This is a genomic window from Streptomyces sp. NPDC058796, from assembly GCF_042745235.1.
Lineage (GTDB): Bacteria > Actinomycetota > Actinomycetes > Streptomycetales > Streptomycetaceae > Streptomyces.
The window spans coordinates 641,859-659,427 of record NZ_JBHYOP010000001.1 but is presented as its reverse complement, the minus strand read 5'-3'; the positions used below and the strand labels follow the sequence as shown (position 1 = coordinate 659,427).

Genomic DNA, 17,569 nt, shown 5'->3' with positions numbered 1-17,569 from the left:
GTGAACGACGGATACGACGCGGGATACGGCGGCGACCAGTACGAGATCGTCGGCTACGACGAGTACGGCCGGCCCGTGTACCGCCAGGCCCAGGGCCAGACCCCGTCCCAGGCAGGCGGTCAGCAGCCGTACGACCCCTACGACTCGTACGGGCAGTACCAGGCCGCGCATGACCAGCAGAGCCATCCGGACCACCAGAACCATCAGGGCTACGGCTACGCCCCGTACGCGGGCGGCGGTCAGCAGCCCTACGGTGCCCACGACTCCTACGGCTCCCAGACGGGCTGGGACACCGGTCAGCAGCCCTACGACCCGTACGACCCCTACGGCCAGGCGGCCGCCGGCACCCCGCGGCCCCCGGTCGCCGAGCAGACCGCGCACATTCCGCAGCAGGCGGGCCCGCCCGACGAACCGGAGCCCGCCGCCGAGAGCGCCGAACCCGACCGGGAGTACCACACCGAGCAGTTCGCCTTCGTCGAGGAGCCCACCGACGACTCCGAGGACGTCATCGACTGGATGAAGTTCACGGAGAACCGCACCGAACGCCGCGAGGAGGCCCGGCGCCGCGCCCGCGCGCGGATCGTCGCCCTGGTCGTCGTCCTGGCGCTGGTCGCGGTCGGCGGCGTCGGCTACCTCTGGTACGCCGGGAAGCTGCCCGGCACCTCCTCCTCGGACGACAGGACGGGCGGTACGGCGGCGGCGGGCGCCCAGAAACGCGACGTGATCGCCGTCCACCTGCACGACACCGACGGCGGCGGCACCTCCACCGCGCTGCTCGTCGACAACACCACCGCCAAGCGGGGCACCGCCGTCCTGCTGCCCAACACCCTCGCCCTGACCGCCGACGACGGCACCGCGACCACGCTCGCGAAGTCCGTCGACGAGGCCGGCCCCGACGCCACCCGCACCGCGCTCGACACGGTCCTCGGCACCGACATCGAGGGCACCTGGCGCCTGGACACGCCCTACCTCCAGATCCTGGTCGACCTGGTCGGCAACATCGAGGTCGACACCGACACCGACGTCCCCGACCCGGACGCCAAGGACAAGGGCGCCGCCCCTCTCGTCCGCAAGGGCGAGGCACAGACCCTCAGCGGCAAGATGGCCGTCGCCTACGCCACCTACCAGGGCTCCGGTGAGGAGGCCGGCGCCCAGCTGCAGCGGTTCGGGCAGGTCATGCAGGGAGTCCTGCGCAAGCTGTCCTCCGATCCGCAGGCCGCGACGACCACCGTCCAGACCCTCGGGCTGATCCTCGACCCGCCGCTGACCGAGAAGGACCTCGGCTCCTTCCTCGCCGGGCTCTCCGACCTCGCCAAGGGCGGCGACTTCAAGACCGCGCTGCTGCCAGTCCAGGGCGACGGCAGGCTCAGTGCCGAGGCCGCCGACAGCGTCGTCAAGGACGTCCTCGGCGGCACCGCCGAGAGCCCCGACAAGGACGCCGCGGTCAGCGTCTCGGTCCGCAACGCCACCGGCGACGAGGACCGCACCGCCAAGGCCCGCGTCACCCTCCTCAACGGCGGCTTCACCTTCCTGTCCGGCGGCACCGCCTCCGGTACCGAGGCGACCTCGCAGGTCGTCTACGCCGAGGCCGCCGACAAGGAGAACGCCGTCCAGGTCGCCAAGACCCTGGGCCTGTCCGCCGACGCGGTCGAGCAGGGCGAGGTCTCCGCCAACGCCAGGGTCTCCGTGGTCCTCGGCCAGGACTACGAACCGGCGTCGTAGGGGGCCGACGTTTATCGCGTGGGCCGCCGTCGGCGGTCGTGAGACCCTTGAGGTCAACCGACCGCCGACCGAAAGCCACGCAGTGACCGCGACCGACCGATCCATCGAACTCATCAACACCGCCGCCCAGGCGGCAGCCGACAAGCTCGCGCACGACGTCATCGCCTACGACGTCAGCGACGTGCTGTCGATCACGGACGCCTTCCTGCTGGCCTCCGCGCCCAACGACCGCCAGGTCAAGTCGATCGTCGACGAGATCGAGGAACGGCTCAACAAGGAACTCGGCGCCAAGCCGGTGCGCCGAGAGGGCGACCGCGAGGCCCGCTGGGTCCTGCTCGACTACGTCGACATCGTCGTCCACGTCCAGCACAGCGAGGAGCGCGTCTTCTACGCCCTGGAGCGGCTGTGGAAGGACTGCCCCGAGCTGGAGCTGCCCGCCGACGCCAAGGAGACCCGCGGCAAGGCCCAGGAGCACGCCGAGCGCCAGGCCGCCGAGGAGGCGACGGAGACCGACGGGGACTGGCGGTGAGCGCCACCGGCGAGGTGACGGCCGGCCGGCCCGGCCGCGGCCGGCGCGTCATCCTGTGGCGGCACGGCCAGACCTCGTGGAACGTGGAGCGCCGCTTCCAGGGCACCACCGACGTCGAGCTCACCGAGACCGGCGTCGCCCAGGCCCGGCGCGCCGCCCGGCTGCTGGTGCACCTGAAGCCCGACGCGATCGTCGCCTCCGACCTCGCGCGCGCCGCGAACACGGCCGCGGAGCTGGCGGCGCTCACCGGCCTGGAAGTGACCTTGGAGGAGGGCCTGCGGGAGACCTACGCGGGCGTCTGGCAGGGCCTGACCCACGACGAGATCATCGCCCGGCACGGCGAGGAGTACGCGGCGTGGAAGCGCGGCGAGCCGGTCCGCCGCGGCGGCGGCGAGCTGGAGACCGAGGTCGCCGACCGCGCCGCCCCCGTCGTGCTCCGGCACGCCGAGAAGCTCGGCGAGGACGGCACCCTGGTCGTGGTCAGCCACGGCGGCACGATCCGCACCACGATCGGCCGCCTGCTCGGTCTCGAGCCGCACAGCTGGGAGAGCCTCGGCGGCCTCACCAACTGCTGCTGGTCCGTCCTGGGCGAGGGCGCCCGGGGCTGGCGCCTGCTGGAGCACAACGCCGGCACCCTGCCGGAGCCGGTGCTCGGCGACGACGACTGAGCGGCCGGGGAGCGGGCTCCGGACGGGCCCGGTACCCGGATTTCACTTTCCGGCAGGTCGCAGGCTAAAGTTCTTCTTGTTCGCCCCGCCGAGCGGGACGGAACACCACACGGCTCCGGCCGGGTGGCAGCAAGGGGCTATAGCTCAGTTGGTAGAGCGCCTGCATGGCATGCAGGAGGTCAGGAGTTCAATTCTCCTTAGCTCCACAGCCCACGGACGAATCCCGTCCCCCTCGGGGGGCGGGATTTTTCGTTTGCCTCCGCTTGAGCGACACGTGTCCCACAGGCGTATACCTCGGTGGAACTCCGTGTCCGGACTGGTACTGAGGCGTCGCTGACCGTATTGGCCCGCTCGTGGCAGAATCAAACGGCCGGAAGGGGACCGCGACCCGACGGGAGGGAGTGGCGATGCCTGCGAGCGTCATCGAGGAGGTCGGTCACCTCCTCGGCTCAGCGGTGACACGGAACACGGCCACTCGTCTCCTCTGCCCCTCCTGCGGTTCCGGGCACGTGGCCCAGGTCCTCGGGGACAACGGCGGAATCTCGTACGTGTGCACGGCCTGCGGCCACAGCTGGAGCTGATCGATGGGTGCACACAGGCGGAAGTGCGACTGGTGCGGCAGCGGCACGCCGATCGTGCGGGACATGGAGCCGGTGAACCCGGACTACCAGTACTGGTGCGAGGAGTGCGCGCGGGCGCTGATCATAAAGGGCGACCCGATCGAGACGTACCGCGAACTCGAGGGCGAGCCGATCTACGGCCGGCTCCTGGAGGAGCACTGCACGCTCAAGCGGTTCTACTCGTTCGTCACGGCGTAGCGGACCTGTGCGGCGGCCCTGCATGCGGGCAAATCGGGCGAACCGGAAACGATTTGGTGTTGTGCCCGGTGGACCGTGTAATGTTGGCGTCGCCGCCGGGGAAACCGGGCGGAACGAAGCAAGGGGCTATAGCTCAGTTGGTAGAGCGCCTGCATGGCATGCAGGAGGTCAGGAGTTCAATTCTCCTTAGCTCCACAGGAAACAGGGAAACCCCCGGATCACCGATCCGGGGGTTTTCTCGTGTTCAGCGGCCGAGCGCCCGGCGGCCCCGGCCCGGGGAGAGGACCGGCAGGTTGGTCCGCGAGGACGGGGCGGCCTGAGACCGGGTGTCCCCCTCGATGCGCAGCGCGAGCGCCGGACAGCGGCGCACCGCGCGCACGGCCTTGGCCTCCGCGAAGCGCGGCACGTCGGCCTGCGCGACCGTCGGGAAGCCGTCGGCGCCGAGCTGGAAGACCTCCGGGAGGACGTCCGCGCACAGCCCGTGGCCCCGGCACAGCGTCCAGTCCACGAATATCTTCTGCCGGCTGGGCCCGTTCTCCTCGTCGCCGCCCGGGATGCCCGTAGGGGTCCCCCCGCCTTCCAGGAGCGGCAGGACACCCTCCACGGGCCGTCCGCAGCCGTTGCCGAGGACGTGGGCGGCGAGGTCGTCCGTGAACGCCTTGAGCGTCGACTCCAGGAACATCGCCGAACCGTCCGGGTGCGAGCAGGCGCCGCGCCGCTTCACGTTCCGTGCGACCTGCTTGACCGCCTCCAGGGCGGCCGGGCCGCCGCCGTTCAGGATGTCCTCCAGGCCCCGCGCGGCGGCCGGCAGACCGAGGTAGCAGGGGCCGCACTGGCCCGCGCTCTCCTGCGCCAGCCACTGGGCCACCCGCAGCGACTCGCCCAGCGGGCAGGTGTCCTGACCGATCGGCAGGATCGCGCCCGCGCCGAGCGAGCCGCCCACCTGCTGCAGCGAGTTGCGGGAGACGATCGCCTCGTCGACGGTCGCCGCGTCGATCCACTTGCCGTGGTAGCCGCCGGTCAGCACCCCCTGCGGCACCGGCGGGGCGCCGGTCAGCTGGAGGACGTAGCGCAGCGGCACGCCCGTCGGCACCTCGATCACCATCGGCCGGGCGACCGCCCCGGAGACGGTGAGCATGACGGTGCCCGGCTCGTCGTACAGGCCGGTGTTGCCGTAGCGCTCCGGGCCGATGCGGGCGGCGATCGCGAGCTGCGCGAAGGTCTCGGCGTTGGACAGCAGGGTCGGCGCGCCGCCCACGCCGCTCTTCGAGGCGCTGACCTTGCGGCCGGGCGGGATCGCCGGGCCGCCGTCGATGGAGCGGATCAGCGAGGCCGCCGCGCCGGTGACCATGCGCACCGGGTTGCGCTGCACGCGCGCGCGCAGGGCGGACCGGCGTCCGTTGCTCAGGCCGCGTTCGGCGAGGGCCGCCTCCATGGAGCGCTGGGTGGACTCGCGGGTGACGCCGATGACGAGGGTGCGGGCGCCCATCGCCTCGGCGCACAGCAGCGCGCCGTCCAGGATCAGGTGCGGGGCACGGTTGATCAGCACCGTGTCCTTGCGGCAGGCCGGCTCGTCCTCACTGCCGTTGACGACCACGACCGGCCGCACGCCGCGCTTGATGGCGGACTCGGCGACCGAGCGCAGCTTCTTGTGGAAGGGGAAGCCCGCGCCGCCGCGGCCCTTCAGGTTGATGCGTTCGGAGAGCTGCGCGAGCTGCTCCCCGCCCATCGGTTCGAGCGGCCCGTGCACCTTGAGGTGCATGGGCAGATCCAGGCGCTCGACAAGGTCGAAGCCCGACGTGAGCTGGGGAAGACCGACCACGCGGACTTCGGGGACGTCGGGCAGGGCCTCGTTCACTTAAAGCCTCCGGAGGGCGTGTTCCAAGGTTCGCCCGAACCCGGTGCCTCGAAGTCGTGGGACGACGAGGGCGCACCGGGGCTTGGTTCGGTTGCGGGACCGCTGTTGTACGTGTCGTTCGGGTAGTACGTGTCGTACACGGCGTTCGTCTCACCGGTGTCGTACACGTCACTCGAGCCGTAGCCCGACGAGTGGCCGGCGGGGTCCGGGGCGCCGTAGACCGGGATGGTGTGTCCGGTGTCGTTGAGCGGGTCGTACGCCGACGGTGGCGCCTCCCCGACCGGGGGCGGCGAGGGCACCGGCCAGCTTCCCGACGTGCTGCCGACGCCGTCCACGAGGGGCATCGCCTCGGTGGGCCGCAGGTCCGGCGGCAGCCGGTCGGACGCGGCCGTGTCGGCCGTCAGCGGCCGGCGGCGTCCGCCCGACGGGTTGGACACCGCGCGGTAGGCCGCCGCGAAGCCGCCCGCCGGTTCCGGTGCCGTGAGCCGCTCCGCGGGCTCGTACAGCGGTGCGGAGGACTCGTACGGAGGTGCGGAGGAGGAGGTTCCGCGCGGCCGGGACGCCGCGCGGCTCCCGTAGCCGGGCAGCGCGGCGGCCGTGGCCCGAAGCCGGCTCTCCTCCAGTTCCTCGCGGGCCACCCGCTCCTCGGTGCCCAGGAGGGCGGCGATCCGGGCGGCGACCCCGCGCTTGACCGGGCGGGGCGCCGCGCGCAGCGCCAGGGCCGCCATGACGCCGAGTACGGACAGCGCGTACAGGACCGTGAACAGCGGTTTCGCCGCGCGACCCGCGTAGAGCCCGTGCAGCAGGGCCAGGCACCACGCCGGGTAGGCCAGCATGTGCATGGCCCGCCAGCGCGAGGCCACCTGCGCCGGGGCGGCGAAGCGGTTGCGCAGGGCGCCGGTGACACCCACGAAGATCATGAGCATGCTGGCCAGGGTGCCGAAGCCGATGAGCACGGACCGGCCCCCGAACGCCTCGTCGTCCGTGGCCAGCAGCCCGAAGGGGATCACCGCGGCGACCCAGGTGGTGTGGTCCAGCGCCAGCTTGACCCCGATGTGCACCAGCAGGAACACCAGCGAGGCGACGGCGGTGGTCCGGTGCACCGCCTGGGCCAGGATGCGCCGGCGGGCATCCAGGACGACCCGGTCCTGGGCGACCAGCCCCCAGATCACGGAGCAGCTGAGGAGGACGAGGGAGAGGACGCCCGCGCCGAAGTTGAGGAACTCGGCGAAGGTGTCGTCCACCGTGCTGTCGTTCGTCACCACGGCAGACCACCCCGCGTCGGGGGGATCCGGGGAGGGGGCGAGCTGTCACTGCCCGGGTGGATCAGGGGAGGAGGGTTCATGGGGGCGACTCCGAGCGGTTCGGGAAAGCGGTCCCGCTGCCGCACTCTAAGTGGCGCCATACCCGTGAGTACGAGGTTTGAGTTATTGCGTTGTTATCAAACGACAATGCGCTCGTGGTGTTGTCCCCTTAGTGGTCGTTACGCGAAGTAACCTTTGACCTTGGTTCAGGTTGCCGGAAGCCCGTCGCGGCCCGCGCGGCGACTGCGGTACCCTGACGCCATGCGTGCCGTACGCCTTCTGCTTAGCGAGCCGCGCTGATCAGTCCCGACCCCGGTCCCGTTCCGGCGGTCGGAATCGGCGCGGCGTCCCCTCCTGTGCGAGGGGATTTTTCATTTCCCGGCAATCGCAGCCGCTGGTCTTGAAGGTCGCAGCCGCTGGCAGAGACGATCGATGGAGCTTTGAGGATCATGAGCGAGACGAACCCCGCGGCGACCGCCCCCGTGACGGCGGACGCCGCGCCGCACCGCTACACGGCGGCCATGGCCGCCGAGATCGAGGCACGCTGGCAGGACTTCTGGGACGCCGAGGGGACGTACGCCGCGCCGAACCCCAAGGGTGACCTGGCGGGCGACCCGGAGGTGGTCGCCCGGCCCAAGAAGTTCATCATGGACATGTTCCCGTACCCCTCGGGCGCGGGCCTGCACGTCGGCCACCCCCTGGGCTACATCGCCACCGACGTCTTCGCCCGCTTCCAGCGGATGACCGGCCACAACGTCCTGCACACCCTGGGCTTCGACGCCTTCGGCCTGCCCGCCGAGCAGTACGCCGTGCAGACCGGCACGCACCCGCGCGTGTCCACCGAGGCCAACATCAAGAACATGCAGAGCCAGCTGCGCCGGCTGGGCCTGGGCCACGACAACCGCCGGTCGTTCGCCACGATCGACCCGGAGTACTACAAGTGGACCCAGTGGATCTTCCTGCAGATCTTCAACTCCTGGTACGACGACGAGGCGAAAAAGGCCCGCCCGATCTCCGAGCTGGTCGCCCAGTTCGAGTCCGGTGAGCGCGCCGTTCCCGGCGACCGTTCCTGGGACGAGCTGACCGACGGCGAGCGCGCCGACGTCCTGGGCGAGTACCGCCTGGCCTACGCCTCCGACGCGCCCGTCAACTGGTGCCCCGGCCTGGGCACCGTGCTGGCCAACGAGGAGGTCACCGCCGACGGCCGCTCCGAGCGCGGCAACTTCCCCGTCTTCAAGTCCAAGCTGCGCCAGTGGAACATGCGCATCACCGCCTACGCCGACCGGCTGCTGGACGACCTGGACGAGCTGGACTGGCCCGAGGCCATCAAGCTGCAGCAGCGCAACTGGATCGGCCGCTCCGAGGGCGCCCGCGTCGACTTCCCGATCGACGGCGAGAACATCACCGTCTTCACCACCCGCCCCGACACCCTGTTCGGCGCCACCTACATGGTGCTGGCGCCCGAGCACCCGCTGGTCGAGAAGTTCACCCCGGCCGCCTGGCCCGAGGGCACCCACGACGCGTGGACCGGCGGCCACGCCACCCCGACCGAGGCCGTCGCCGCCTACCGCGCGCAGGCCGCGTCCAAGTCCGACGTCGAGCGGCAGGCCGAGGCCAAGGACAAGACCGGCGTCTTCGTCGGCGCGTACGCGACCAACCCGGTCAACGGCGAGCAGGTTCCGGTCTTCATCGCCGACTACGTGCTGATGGGGTACGGCACCGGCGCGATCATGGCGGTCCCGGCGCACGACGCCCGTGACTTCGAGTTCGCGCGCGCCTTCGAGCTGCCGATCCGCTGCGTCGTCGAGCCGACGGACGGCCGGGGCACGGACACGTCGACCTGGGACGAGGCGTTCGCATCGTACGACGCCAGGATCGTGAACTCCTCCGGTGCGGACGTCTCCCTGGACGGCCTGGGTGTCGTCGAGGCCAAGGCCCGCGTCACCGAGTGGCTGGAGCGTTCCGGTACCGGCCGCGGCACCGTCAACTTCCGCCTGCGCGACTGGCTGTTCAGCCGCCAGCGCTACTGGGGCGAGCCCTTCCCGATCGTCTACGACGAGGACGGCATCGCCCACGCCCTGCCCGAGTCGATGCTGCCCCTGGAGCTGCCGGAGGTCGAGGACTACTCCCCGCGCACCTTCGACCCCGACGACGCCGACACCCGGCCCGAGACGCCGCTGTCCCGCAACGAGGACTGGGTCAACGTCACCCTGGACCTGGGCGACGGGCCGAAGAAGTACCGGCGCGAGACCAACACCATGCCCAACTGGGCCGGCTCCTGCTGGTACGAGCTGCGCTACCTGGACCCGCACAACGGCGAGAAGCTGGTCGACCCCGAGATCGAGCAGTACTGGATGGGCCCGCGCGAGGGCCTGCCGCACGGCGGCGTCGACCTGTACGTCGGCGGCGCCGAGCACGCGGTGCTGCACCTGCTGTACGCCCGCTTCTGGTCCAAGGTCCTGTTCGACCTGGGGCACGTCTCCTCGGCCGAACCGTTCCACAAGCTGTTCAACCAGGGCATGATCCAGGCGTACGTCTACCGCGACGCGCGCGGCATCGCCGTGCCCGCCGCCGAGGTCGAGGAGCGCGACGGGGCGTACTTCTACCAGGGCGAGAAGGTCTCCCGGCTGCTGGGCAAGATGGGCAAGTCCCTGAAGAACGCGGTCACCCCGGACGAGATCTGCGCCGAGTACGGTGCGGACACCCTGCGCCTGTACGAGATGGCCATGGGCCCGCTGGACGTGTCCCGCCCCTGGGACACCCGCGCGGTGGTCGGCCAGTTCCGGCTGCTGCAGCGGCTGTGGCGCAACATCGTCGACGAGTCGACGGGCGAGGTCACCGTCGTCGACACCGAGGCCGACGAGGACACCCTGCGCGCCCTGCACAAGGCCATCGACGGCGTGCGGCAGGACCTGGAGGGCATGCGGTTCAACACCGCGATCGCCAAGGTCACCGAGCTGAACAACCACCTGACGAAGGTGGGCGGCCCGGTCCCGCGCACCGTCGCCGAGCGCCTGGTGCTGCTGGTCGCGCCGCTGGCCCCGCACGTCGCCGAGGAACTGTGGCGCAAGCTGGGCCACACCGACTCGGTCGTCCACCAGGACTTCCCGGTGGCCGACCCGGCGTACGTGGTCGACGAGACCGTGACCTGCGTCGTCCAGATCAAGGGCAAGGTCAAGGCGCGCCTGGAGGTCTCCCCGTCCGTCTCCGACGAGGACCTGGAGAAGGCGGCGCTGGCCGACGAGAAGGTCGTGGCCGCGCTGGGCGGCGCCGGGATCCGGAAGGTGATCGTGCGGGCGCCGAAGCTGGTGAACATCGTTCCGGCGTGAGGCGGGCGTCCGAGTAGGGCGGCCCCCTACGGGCCGTTTCAGGGATGTGTGCGGGCAGGTTCGGGGTTCCGTCGGAACCTGGGGCCTGCCCGCTGCGTTTACCGTGGAAGAACGGCGCGGAGAGTGCCGTGGTCTGCCGGCCTGCCGGCCGGCGGGCCGGACACTCGGAGGAGGAGCTTCGTGGAAGCAGCCATCACAGTCTTCGCCCTGCTCTTCCTGCTCGCCGTCGTGCTCGGCGTCTACGCCACGGTGAAGGCCGTCGGCGCCGCCAAGCGCAGCGTGGACCGCGGCATCACCCAGGCCCGCCGCACGGTCGAGGACCACACCCTGCGCGCCAAGTCCTTGGTCCAGGTCGGCCCGGCCGCCGAGCTCGCCCAGCTGCGGCTGACGTTGCGCACGTCGATGCGGGCCACGCAGGACGCCCTGCACGCGGGCGTCGCCGAGGACGAGTCCCTCAAGGAGTCCCTGGGCCTCTTCGAGCGGCTCAGCGCGCACGGTTTCGAACTGGACGGGGAGCTCAGGCGGCTGGAGTCCGAGCCCGACCGTGCCACGCTCGCCCAGCGCCTGCCCGAGCTGCGGGAACGCACCGAGCGCATCACCCGGTCGGCGGAGTCCCTGCGCTGGGCGGCCCGCGACCGGGCCCGCCGCTTCGCCGACGACGACCTGGACTCGCTCAGCGCCCAGATCGACGTCGAGGCCGGTGCGCTGCGGCACTGGACCGAGACGGAGCCCGCCGCGGCGCCGCCGTCCTGGCCCGAGGCCCCGGCCGCCGACGCCCCGCCCGCCGCGCAGAGTTGGCCGAAGGACCCGCGGCCGCAGCCGGCGGAGGAGCCCGCGCGGCCCGCCATCACCCCACCCGGCCCGAGCCCCGTGTACCCCTGGCAGAAGAAGGCCCGTCCGGAGAACACGACCTGATCACAGCCCTGCGAGCGCCGGTCGTCGGGGCCGGGCTGCCGTGTGGGCGCTACGGCAGGTAACCTCCAGCTCATGTCCCGCCATGTCGCGATCGTCACCGATTCAACGGCCTACCTCCCGGCCCGGACGATGGAGCGGCACGGCATCACCGCGGTACCCCTGACCGTCGTCCTGGGCGACAGGGCACTGGAAGAGGGCACCGAGATCTCGACCCGTTCGCTGGCCCAGGCCCTGCAGAAACGGCGCCCGGTCACCACCTCCCGCCCCGCGCCCGAGCTCTTCGCCGAGACCTACCGCCGCATCGCCGAATCCGGTGCCGACGCCATCGTCTCCCTCCACCTCTCCGCGGAGCTCTCCGGCACCCACGACGCGGCCGTCGTCGCCGCGCGCGAAGCGCCGGTGCCGGTGCGGGTCGTGGACACCGGCATGATCGCGATGGCCCTCGGGTTCTGCGCGCTCGCCGCGGCGGAGACGGCGGAGGCGGGCGGCACCGTGGACGAGGCGGTCACGGCAGCGGAGAAGCGGGCCGCGGGCACCTCCGCCTACTTCTACGTCGACACGCTGGACTATCTCCGCCGGGGCGGCCGGATCGGAGCCGCCCAGGCCCTGTTCGGCTCCGCGCTCGCGGTGAAGCCCCTGCTGCAGCTGGCCGACGGCCGCATCGAACCCCTGGAGAAGGTCCGTACGGCGTCCAGGGCCATCGCCCGGCTGGAGGAGATCGTCGCCGAGCGCGCGGGCAGTGCGCCCGTCGACATCGCCGTCCACCATCTCGCCGCGCCCGACCGGGCGTCGGCCCTGGCGGAACGCCTGCGGGAGCGGGTGCCGGAACTGACCGACCTGCATGTGAGCGAGGTCGGCGCGGTGATCGGGGCGCACACGGGGCCGGGGCTGTTGGGGGTCGTGGTCTCGTCGCGTTGACGCGGCGCGTCACCCGGGACGCTTCGTATCACTCGTGTGAGGGCCGGAGTTGTCCACAACCCGTTGGTAGTCCCCCGGAATCGAGCATGATCACCGCAGCGTGACGAGGTGCCCTCATCCTCGTCGCATGGCTCTTCGATCACGCACAGGTACACCGCAGGCGACCAGCGGCCCCGGCCGCGGACCGGCCTCGGACGGCCGTGCCCGCCACCGCCGCGCACTCCGTTCCCGTTCCGGTCCACCCGGCGGCCCGCGCCACGGGCGTCACCGTCCGCCGCCGGAGGACCTCCGCCTCCGCGCGGAGGCGATCTTCGGCGAAGGCGCCGGTGTGCGGGGGGAGACGGGGAAGGGACCGCCGGGCGGGGAGCAGGAGAGGGAGCCGGGCAGGGCGGGAACCGCACCGGGTCCGGTCGCCCTCCCGGCCGCCGGCGCGCTCACCTGGCGCGAGCGCGCCGGGCAGGCGCTGCGGGAGCGGGTGCCGGTGTGGCTGCAGACCCGGTGCGGGATGGAGCGGCGCAGCGCGGTCGCGCTCACGGTCCTGCTCGTGGTCGCCGCGGTCTTCGCCGTGCAGCACTTCTGGACCGGCCGCACCCAGCCGGTCTCCGCGCCCGAGGTGGTGCGGGAGGCGGCGGCTTACGGTGCCGGGGAGCAGAGCGAGGCGGCCGACGGGCGGGCGGCCACCGACACGCCGACGGGCACAGCGCCGGCGACGGCCGGGGCCGAGATCGTGGTGGATGTCGGCGGCAAGGTGCGCGAGCCCGGGGTCCACCGCCTCCCGGCCGGTTCACGGGTCGAGGACGCCCTGCGCGCCGCCGGGGGAGTACGGCCCGGCACGAAGACCGACGGCCTGAACCGCGCCCGCTTCCTCGTGGACGGCGAGCAGGTGATCGTCGGCGCTCCGGCGCAGTCCGCGGGGGCCGGCCCGAGTGGCGCGGCGGTCGGACCGGCGGCTCCCACGGCACCGGTTTCCCTCAACACGGCGACCGCCGACCAGCTCGACACCCTCCCGGGCGTCGGCCCGGTGCTGGCCCAGCACATCATCGACTACCGCACTCGGAACGGCGGTTTCCGCTCGGTCGACCAGTTGCGCGAGGTCAACGGTATCGGCGACCACCGCTTCGCCGACCTGCGGAATCTCGTGCGGCCATGAGCACCGGGACGGACGAGGCACAGGCGAGCGCCGCCGGTGGCACCGGCACCGCCCGCCCGGACCCGCAGCGGACCTCTGCCAACGGCTCGGCACCTCCGCGCGCCCCCGTGCACGCCGCCTCCGGGCACCGGCTCGGGGCTGCCCACCCCCGGCAGGAGGGCCCCGCGGACCTGCGGCTGGTCCCGCCCGCGCTCGCCGCCTGGGCCACGGCGGCGCTGCTGCTGGACGCGCCGGCGGGGTGGGCCGTGGGCGCGGTGACGGCCGGTCTGTCGGCGGCCGCCCTCCTGCTGCTGAGGACACGGACACGCGGGCCCGGACCGGGGCGGTTCCGGGCCTCGGTCGCCGCCCTCCTCCTCTGCGTCGCCGCCTCCGCGGCCTCGGCCGCGCTGCACGGCGCCGACCTGCGGCGCGGTCCGGTACCGGCACTGGCCCGGCAGTACGCCACCGTCACCGCGGAGGTCGAGATCACCGCCGACCCCCGCCTCACCCGGCCCAGGATCCGGGGGAACCGTGCCGTGCCGCCCACCGTACTGATCGAGGGCGACGTACGGGTGACCGAGAGCGGCGGAAGGGAGGTGCGGACACGGACGCCGGTGCTGATGCTCGTCGACGTGGGCGGGAGCGACGAGTCGGTCAAGGCAGGGGCCGGCGCCGCCCGGTGGCTGGAGCTCCTGCCCACCACGCGGCTCCGCGTCACCGCCCGCACGGCACCGCCGAGGACGCGCGGCGACCGCATCGCCGCCGTGCTGCGGGTACGCGGCGGGGGCAAGGCGCCCGAGGTGGTGGCCGGTCCGTCGGACGCGCAACGGCTCGCGGGACGACTGCGGGCGGGTCTGCGGGAGGCCACCGACGGTCTGCCGGCGGATGCGCGAGCCCTGCTGCCGGGGCTGGTCGTCGGGGACACCTCACGCATCACACCCGAGCTGGAGGAGGCGTTCAAGGAGACCGACCTCGCGCACACGCTGGCCGTGTCCGGGGCCAACTTCACGATCGTGCTGGCGCTGCTGCTCGGACCGCCCGGACTGGCCCAGCGCAGCGAACGCCGGGGACTGGCGCCACGCCTCGGCATCTCCCTGCGGACGACCGCGCTGCTCGGCGGGGTCCTCGCACTGGCCTTCGTCGTGGTGTGCCGCCCCGACCCGAGCGTGCTGCGTGCCGCCGCCTGCGGAACCGTCGCCCTGCTCGCCCTGGCCACCGGACGCCGCAGATCCCTGCTCCCGGCGCTGGCGACGGCGGTCCTGCTGCTGGTGCTGTACGACCCGTGGCTGGCCCGCAGTTACGGTTTCCTGCTCTCCGTGCTGGCCACCGGCGCCCTGCTCACCCTCGCCCCGCGCTGGAGCGCGGCACTGCGCCGACGCGGTGTCCCGCCCCGGCCCGCCGAGGCACTGGCCGCCGCGGGCGCGGCGCAGGCCGTGTGCGCGCCGGTCGTCGCCGTGCTGTCGGCGCGGGTGAGTCTGGTCGCGGTGCCGTGCAACCTGCTCGCGGAGTTCGCGGTGGCGCCGGCCACGGTGCTGGGCTTCGCGGCCCTCGCGACGGCACCGTCGGCGATGCCGTTGGCCAAGGCGCTGGCCTGGTGCGGCGGCTGGCCGGCCGAGTGGATCGCGGGGATCGCCCGCACCGGCGCCGCGCTGCCCGGCGCGGGAGTGGACTGGCCGGGCAGCTGGCCGGGCGCGGCGCTGCTCGCCCTCGTCACGGTGGCGGTGCTGTTCCTCGGCCGACGGCTGCTCAGGCACCCATGGTGGTGCGGTGTCTGCGCGGTGGTGCTGGCACTGGCGGTGGTGCAGCCGCTCCCGCTGACCCGGGTGATCGCCGGGTGGCCCCCACCAGGATGGCGGATGGTGATGTGCGACGTCGGACAGGGCGACGCCCTGGTCCTCGCGGCGGGCGACGACACGGCCGTCGTCGTGGACGCCGGACCCGACCCGGCGCTGGCCGACCACTGCCTGCGCTCACTCGGCATCACCCGCGTCCCACTCGTGGTGCTGACCCACTTCCACGCCGACCACGTGGCGGGACTGCCCGGGGTGCTGCGGGGACGCTCGGTGGGCGCGATCGAGACGACTGCCCTGGAAGAGCCCGCCGACCAGGCGGAGTCCGTGCGCAGACAGGCGGCGGCCCGACAGATCCCCCTGCGGCACGCCACCGCCGGAGAACGACGGCGGACCGGCCCGCTGTCCTGGGAGGTGGTGTGGCCGCCCCCGAGCACACCACCGGCCGCCGCGTCGCCGGGTTCGCCCACGCCCCCGCCACCGAGCACGGAAGGCCCCAACGACGCCAGCGTCACCCTCCTGGTGCGGACGGCGGGCCTGCGTCTGCTGCTGCTCGGAGACCTGGAGCCCCCGGCCCAGCAGGCCCTGGCGAGATCACCGGCCGCCGCGGCCCTGGAGGAGGTCGACGTGCTGAAGGTCGCCCATCACGGCTCCGCCCACCAGGACCCCGGCCTCATACGGCGGGTGGCCCCGCGGCTGGCGCTCATCAGCTGCGGTGAGGACAACACCTACGGCCACCCCGCGCCGGCCACCGTCGCCGCGCTGCGCTCGCGGGGCGCGACGGTGCTGCGCACGGACCGGGACGGGGCGCTGGCGGTCACCGGCACGGGGGAGGCGCTGCGGGTGGCGGGTGACTGAGGGAACGGGCGGCTGCCGGGCGGAACCACGCGCTATGAGCACCCTCAGATGTGCACCTCGGGGGGAAAGCCGGTCCAGCGCAGCTCGGTGGGCAGGTGGCGCATGTCGTTGGTGGTGAGGACGGAGGCGGGCCGGCCGGGCGCGTACCGGATGACCGTGAGCGCGGCGTTGCCGTGGTTGAGGCCGAGCCAGCGCCACGGCGGCGCGTGCATGGCGTCCCGTACGAGCCAGGCGATCAGGAAGTTGTGGGTGACGACCAGTTCGTGCCGGTCCTGTTCACCGTCCACCGGCCCGGTGAACATGTCCAGCGCCCGGCGGGCGAGCGCGGGTCCGTGCTTCCGCTCCTCCTTGGTGGCACCGGCGAGGAAGCGGAGGCAGAAGTCCGCCGACTCCACCGGGAGCTCGTCCCTGACCGGCACGTGAGGAACGTAGTCACCGGCGACTTCCGAGACGTGGAGAGGAACGTTCCCCAGCTGGTCACCGATGAGACGTGCGGTCTGTTCGGCCCGGGGCAGCGGGCCGTGGTGAACGGCAGCGAAGGGGATGTCCCGGAGGCGTCGGCCGAGCAGCACGGCTTGCCGGCGGCCGTTCTCCGTCAGCCCGCTCCCGCCCGACGACGCCTCGCCGTGCCGGACCAGACAGAGGTATCGGCTGGCTGTGCCGGTCATCGAAGGCTCCTCCATGTCCACCAGCGATCTTGTGCACCGATGGACGCCTCGTCCTGCATCGCCGGTTCCGTCAGCTCGGCCTGCTCGGCCTGCTCGTCAAGGAGCCAACTCCGGGAGACTGCTGGCATGGAGACATCACACGTCGACGCCTACCTCCGCCGGCTCGGAGCCGGGGCTCCGGCCCGGCCCACCCTCGACGCCCTGCGCGAGCTGCATCTGCGCCATCTGCGGACGGTGCCCTTCGAGAACCTGTCCGTCCACCTGGGCGAGGAGATCGTGCTGGAGGAGGCGCGGCTGCTGGAGAAGGTCGTGGGCGCGCGGCGGGGCGGGTTCTGCTACGAACTCAACGGGCTTTTCGGCACGTTGCTGTCCGCGCTCGGGTACGAGGTCACGCTGCTCGCGGCGCGGGTGTACGGGGACGGGGGCGTGCTCGGGATCCCGTACGACCACCTGGCGCTGCTGGTGCGCACGGCGGACGCGGGCGACTGGCTGGCGGACGTCGGGTTCGGGGCGCACAGTCACGGTCCGCTGGAGTTCGGTCAGCGGGGTGAGCAGGAGGACCCCGGGGGGACGTTCCGGATGGCGGCGGGGCCGGACGCGGCCGGGGTGCGCGGCGGGCACGACGCGGCCCGCGCTGCCGACCTGGACGTGCTGTGCGACGGGAAGCCCGTGTACCGGCTGGAGTCGCGCCCGAGGGTGCTCGGCGACTTCGTGGCCGGTGCGTGGTGGCACAGCACCTCGCCCCGGTCGCACTTCCTCCAGTCCCCGGTGTGCTCGCGGCTCACGGAGGACGGAGGGCGGGTCACGCTCAGCGGGCGCAGGCTCACGACGACCGCCGCCGGCGGGGGACGGGAGGTGCGTGAGGTGGCGACGGACGAGGAGGTGCTGGGGGTGTACCGGGACCTCTTCGGTGTCCGCCTCGACCGGGTGCCCGCTGTGCCCGCACGTGAGAAACCCGGTCGGGAGCCCTGAAACCGGGGCACACGGGAGCTACTCGTACGTACCCACAGCACATCGCCGCTTTCCCGCGATGTGGCCCCGTGTTGCCTCGAAAGCCCCAATG

At 72.7% G+C, this 17,569-nt stretch carries 13 protein-coding genes and 2 tRNA genes; 12 read left to right on the top strand and 3 right to left on the bottom strand.

The features are described from left to right. From ACFW47_RS02985 to ACFW47_RS02960, 6 genes are all read left to right on the top strand, one after another. Window positions 1-1,722: a LytR C-terminal domain-containing protein gene (locus tag ACFW47_RS02985; protein WP_386304535.1), complete on the top strand. Its 1,722-nt coding sequence runs from the start codon at window positions 1-3 to the stop codon at window positions 1,720-1,722. Window positions 1,723-1,804: 82 nt separating this feature from the next. Beyond that, complete coding sequence (rsfS, locus tag ACFW47_RS02980; protein ID WP_217251888.1) at window positions 1,805-2,251, top strand: ribosome silencing factor; 447 nt, start codon at window positions 1,805-1,807, stop codon at window positions 2,249-2,251. After that, window positions 2,248-2,919 (top strand): histidine phosphatase family protein, encoded by a 672-nt coding sequence (locus ACFW47_RS02975; protein ID WP_386278776.1) that lies wholly within the window; start codon window positions 2,248-2,250, stop codon window positions 2,917-2,919. The genes rsfS and ACFW47_RS02975 overlap by 4 nt, the downstream gene beginning before the upstream one ends. A 133-nt stretch (window positions 2,920-3,052) precedes the next feature. Further along, a tRNA-Ala gene (locus tag ACFW47_RS02970) sits at window positions 3,053-3,125 on the top strand. Between the two features lie 378 nt (window positions 3,126-3,503). Next, window positions 3,504-3,737, top strand: a complete 234-nt coding sequence (locus ACFW47_RS02965; protein WP_003976229.1) for a hypothetical protein — start codon at window positions 3,504-3,506, stop codon at window positions 3,735-3,737. Window positions 3,738-3,859: 122 nt separating this feature from the next. Continuing rightward, window positions 3,860-3,932 (top strand) — tRNA-Ala (locus tag ACFW47_RS02960). A 49-nt stretch (window positions 3,933-3,981) separates the two neighbouring features. Here the strand turns inward: ACFW47_RS02960 and ACFW47_RS02955 are convergent. Together ACFW47_RS02955 and ACFW47_RS02950 are read right to left on the bottom strand one after the other, a co-directional pair. Continuing rightward, window positions 3,982-5,595 (bottom strand): NADH-ubiquinone oxidoreductase-F iron-sulfur binding region domain-containing protein, encoded by a 1,614-nt coding sequence (locus ACFW47_RS02955; protein ID WP_386278782.1) that lies wholly within the window; start codon window positions 5,593-5,595, stop codon window positions 3,982-3,984. After that, window positions 5,592-6,860, bottom strand: coding sequence for a cytochrome b/b6 domain-containing protein (locus ACFW47_RS02950; protein ID WP_386278784.1), 1,269 nt, complete (start codon window positions 6,858-6,860; stop codon window positions 5,592-5,594). Before ACFW47_RS02950 ends, ACFW47_RS02955 begins: the two co-directional genes overlap by 4 nt. A gap of 488 nt (window positions 6,861-7,348) precedes the next feature. On the opposite strand from ACFW47_RS02950, the gene leuS reads away from it, so the two are divergent. The 5 genes from leuS (at window position 7,349) to ACFW47_RS02925 (ending at window position 15,838) form a co-directional block, all read left to right on the top strand. Next, complete coding sequence (leuS, locus tag ACFW47_RS02945; RefSeq protein WP_386278786.1) at window positions 7,349-10,228, top strand: leucine--tRNA ligase; 2,880 nt, start codon at window positions 7,349-7,351, stop codon at window positions 10,226-10,228. Between the two features lie 180 nt (window positions 10,229-10,408). Then, window positions 10,409-11,143, top strand: coding sequence for a hypothetical protein (locus ACFW47_RS02940; RefSeq protein ID WP_386278788.1), 735 nt, complete (start codon window positions 10,409-10,411; stop codon window positions 11,141-11,143). Between the two features lie 72 nt (window positions 11,144-11,215). Next, window positions 11,216-12,061 carry a DegV family protein gene (locus tag ACFW47_RS02935; RefSeq protein ID WP_386278790.1) on the top strand — a complete coding sequence of 282 codons (846 nt, stop codon included), beginning with the start codon at window positions 11,216-11,218 and terminating at the stop codon, window positions 12,059-12,061. Between the two features lie 127 nt (window positions 12,062-12,188). Beyond that, entirely contained in the window at window positions 12,189-13,211 is a 1,023-nt protein-coding gene (locus tag ACFW47_RS02930) for a helix-hairpin-helix domain-containing protein (RefSeq protein WP_386304533.1), read from the top strand. Next, window positions 13,208-15,838 carry a ComEC/Rec2 family competence protein gene (locus ACFW47_RS02925; protein WP_386278794.1) on the top strand — a complete coding sequence of 877 codons (2,631 nt, stop codon included), beginning with the start codon at window positions 13,208-13,210 and terminating at the stop codon, window positions 15,836-15,838. The genes ACFW47_RS02930 and ACFW47_RS02925 overlap by 4 nt, the downstream gene beginning before the upstream one ends. A 44-nt stretch (window positions 15,839-15,882) precedes the next feature. Here ACFW47_RS02925 and ACFW47_RS02920 read toward each other — a convergent pair whose 3' ends face one another. Further along, complete coding sequence (locus tag ACFW47_RS02920) at window positions 15,883-16,506, bottom strand: histidine phosphatase family protein (protein WP_386304531.1); 624 nt, start codon at window positions 16,504-16,506, stop codon at window positions 15,883-15,885. A 126-nt stretch (window positions 16,507-16,632) separates the two neighbouring features. Between ACFW47_RS02920 and ACFW47_RS02915 the strand changes: the two genes are divergently transcribed. Then, window positions 16,633-17,478 carry an arylamine N-acetyltransferase gene (locus tag ACFW47_RS02915; RefSeq protein WP_386304529.1) on the top strand — a complete coding sequence of 282 codons (846 nt, stop codon included), beginning with the start codon at window positions 16,633-16,635 and terminating at the stop codon, window positions 17,476-17,478. Window positions 17,479-17,569 lie beyond the last annotated feature (91 nt).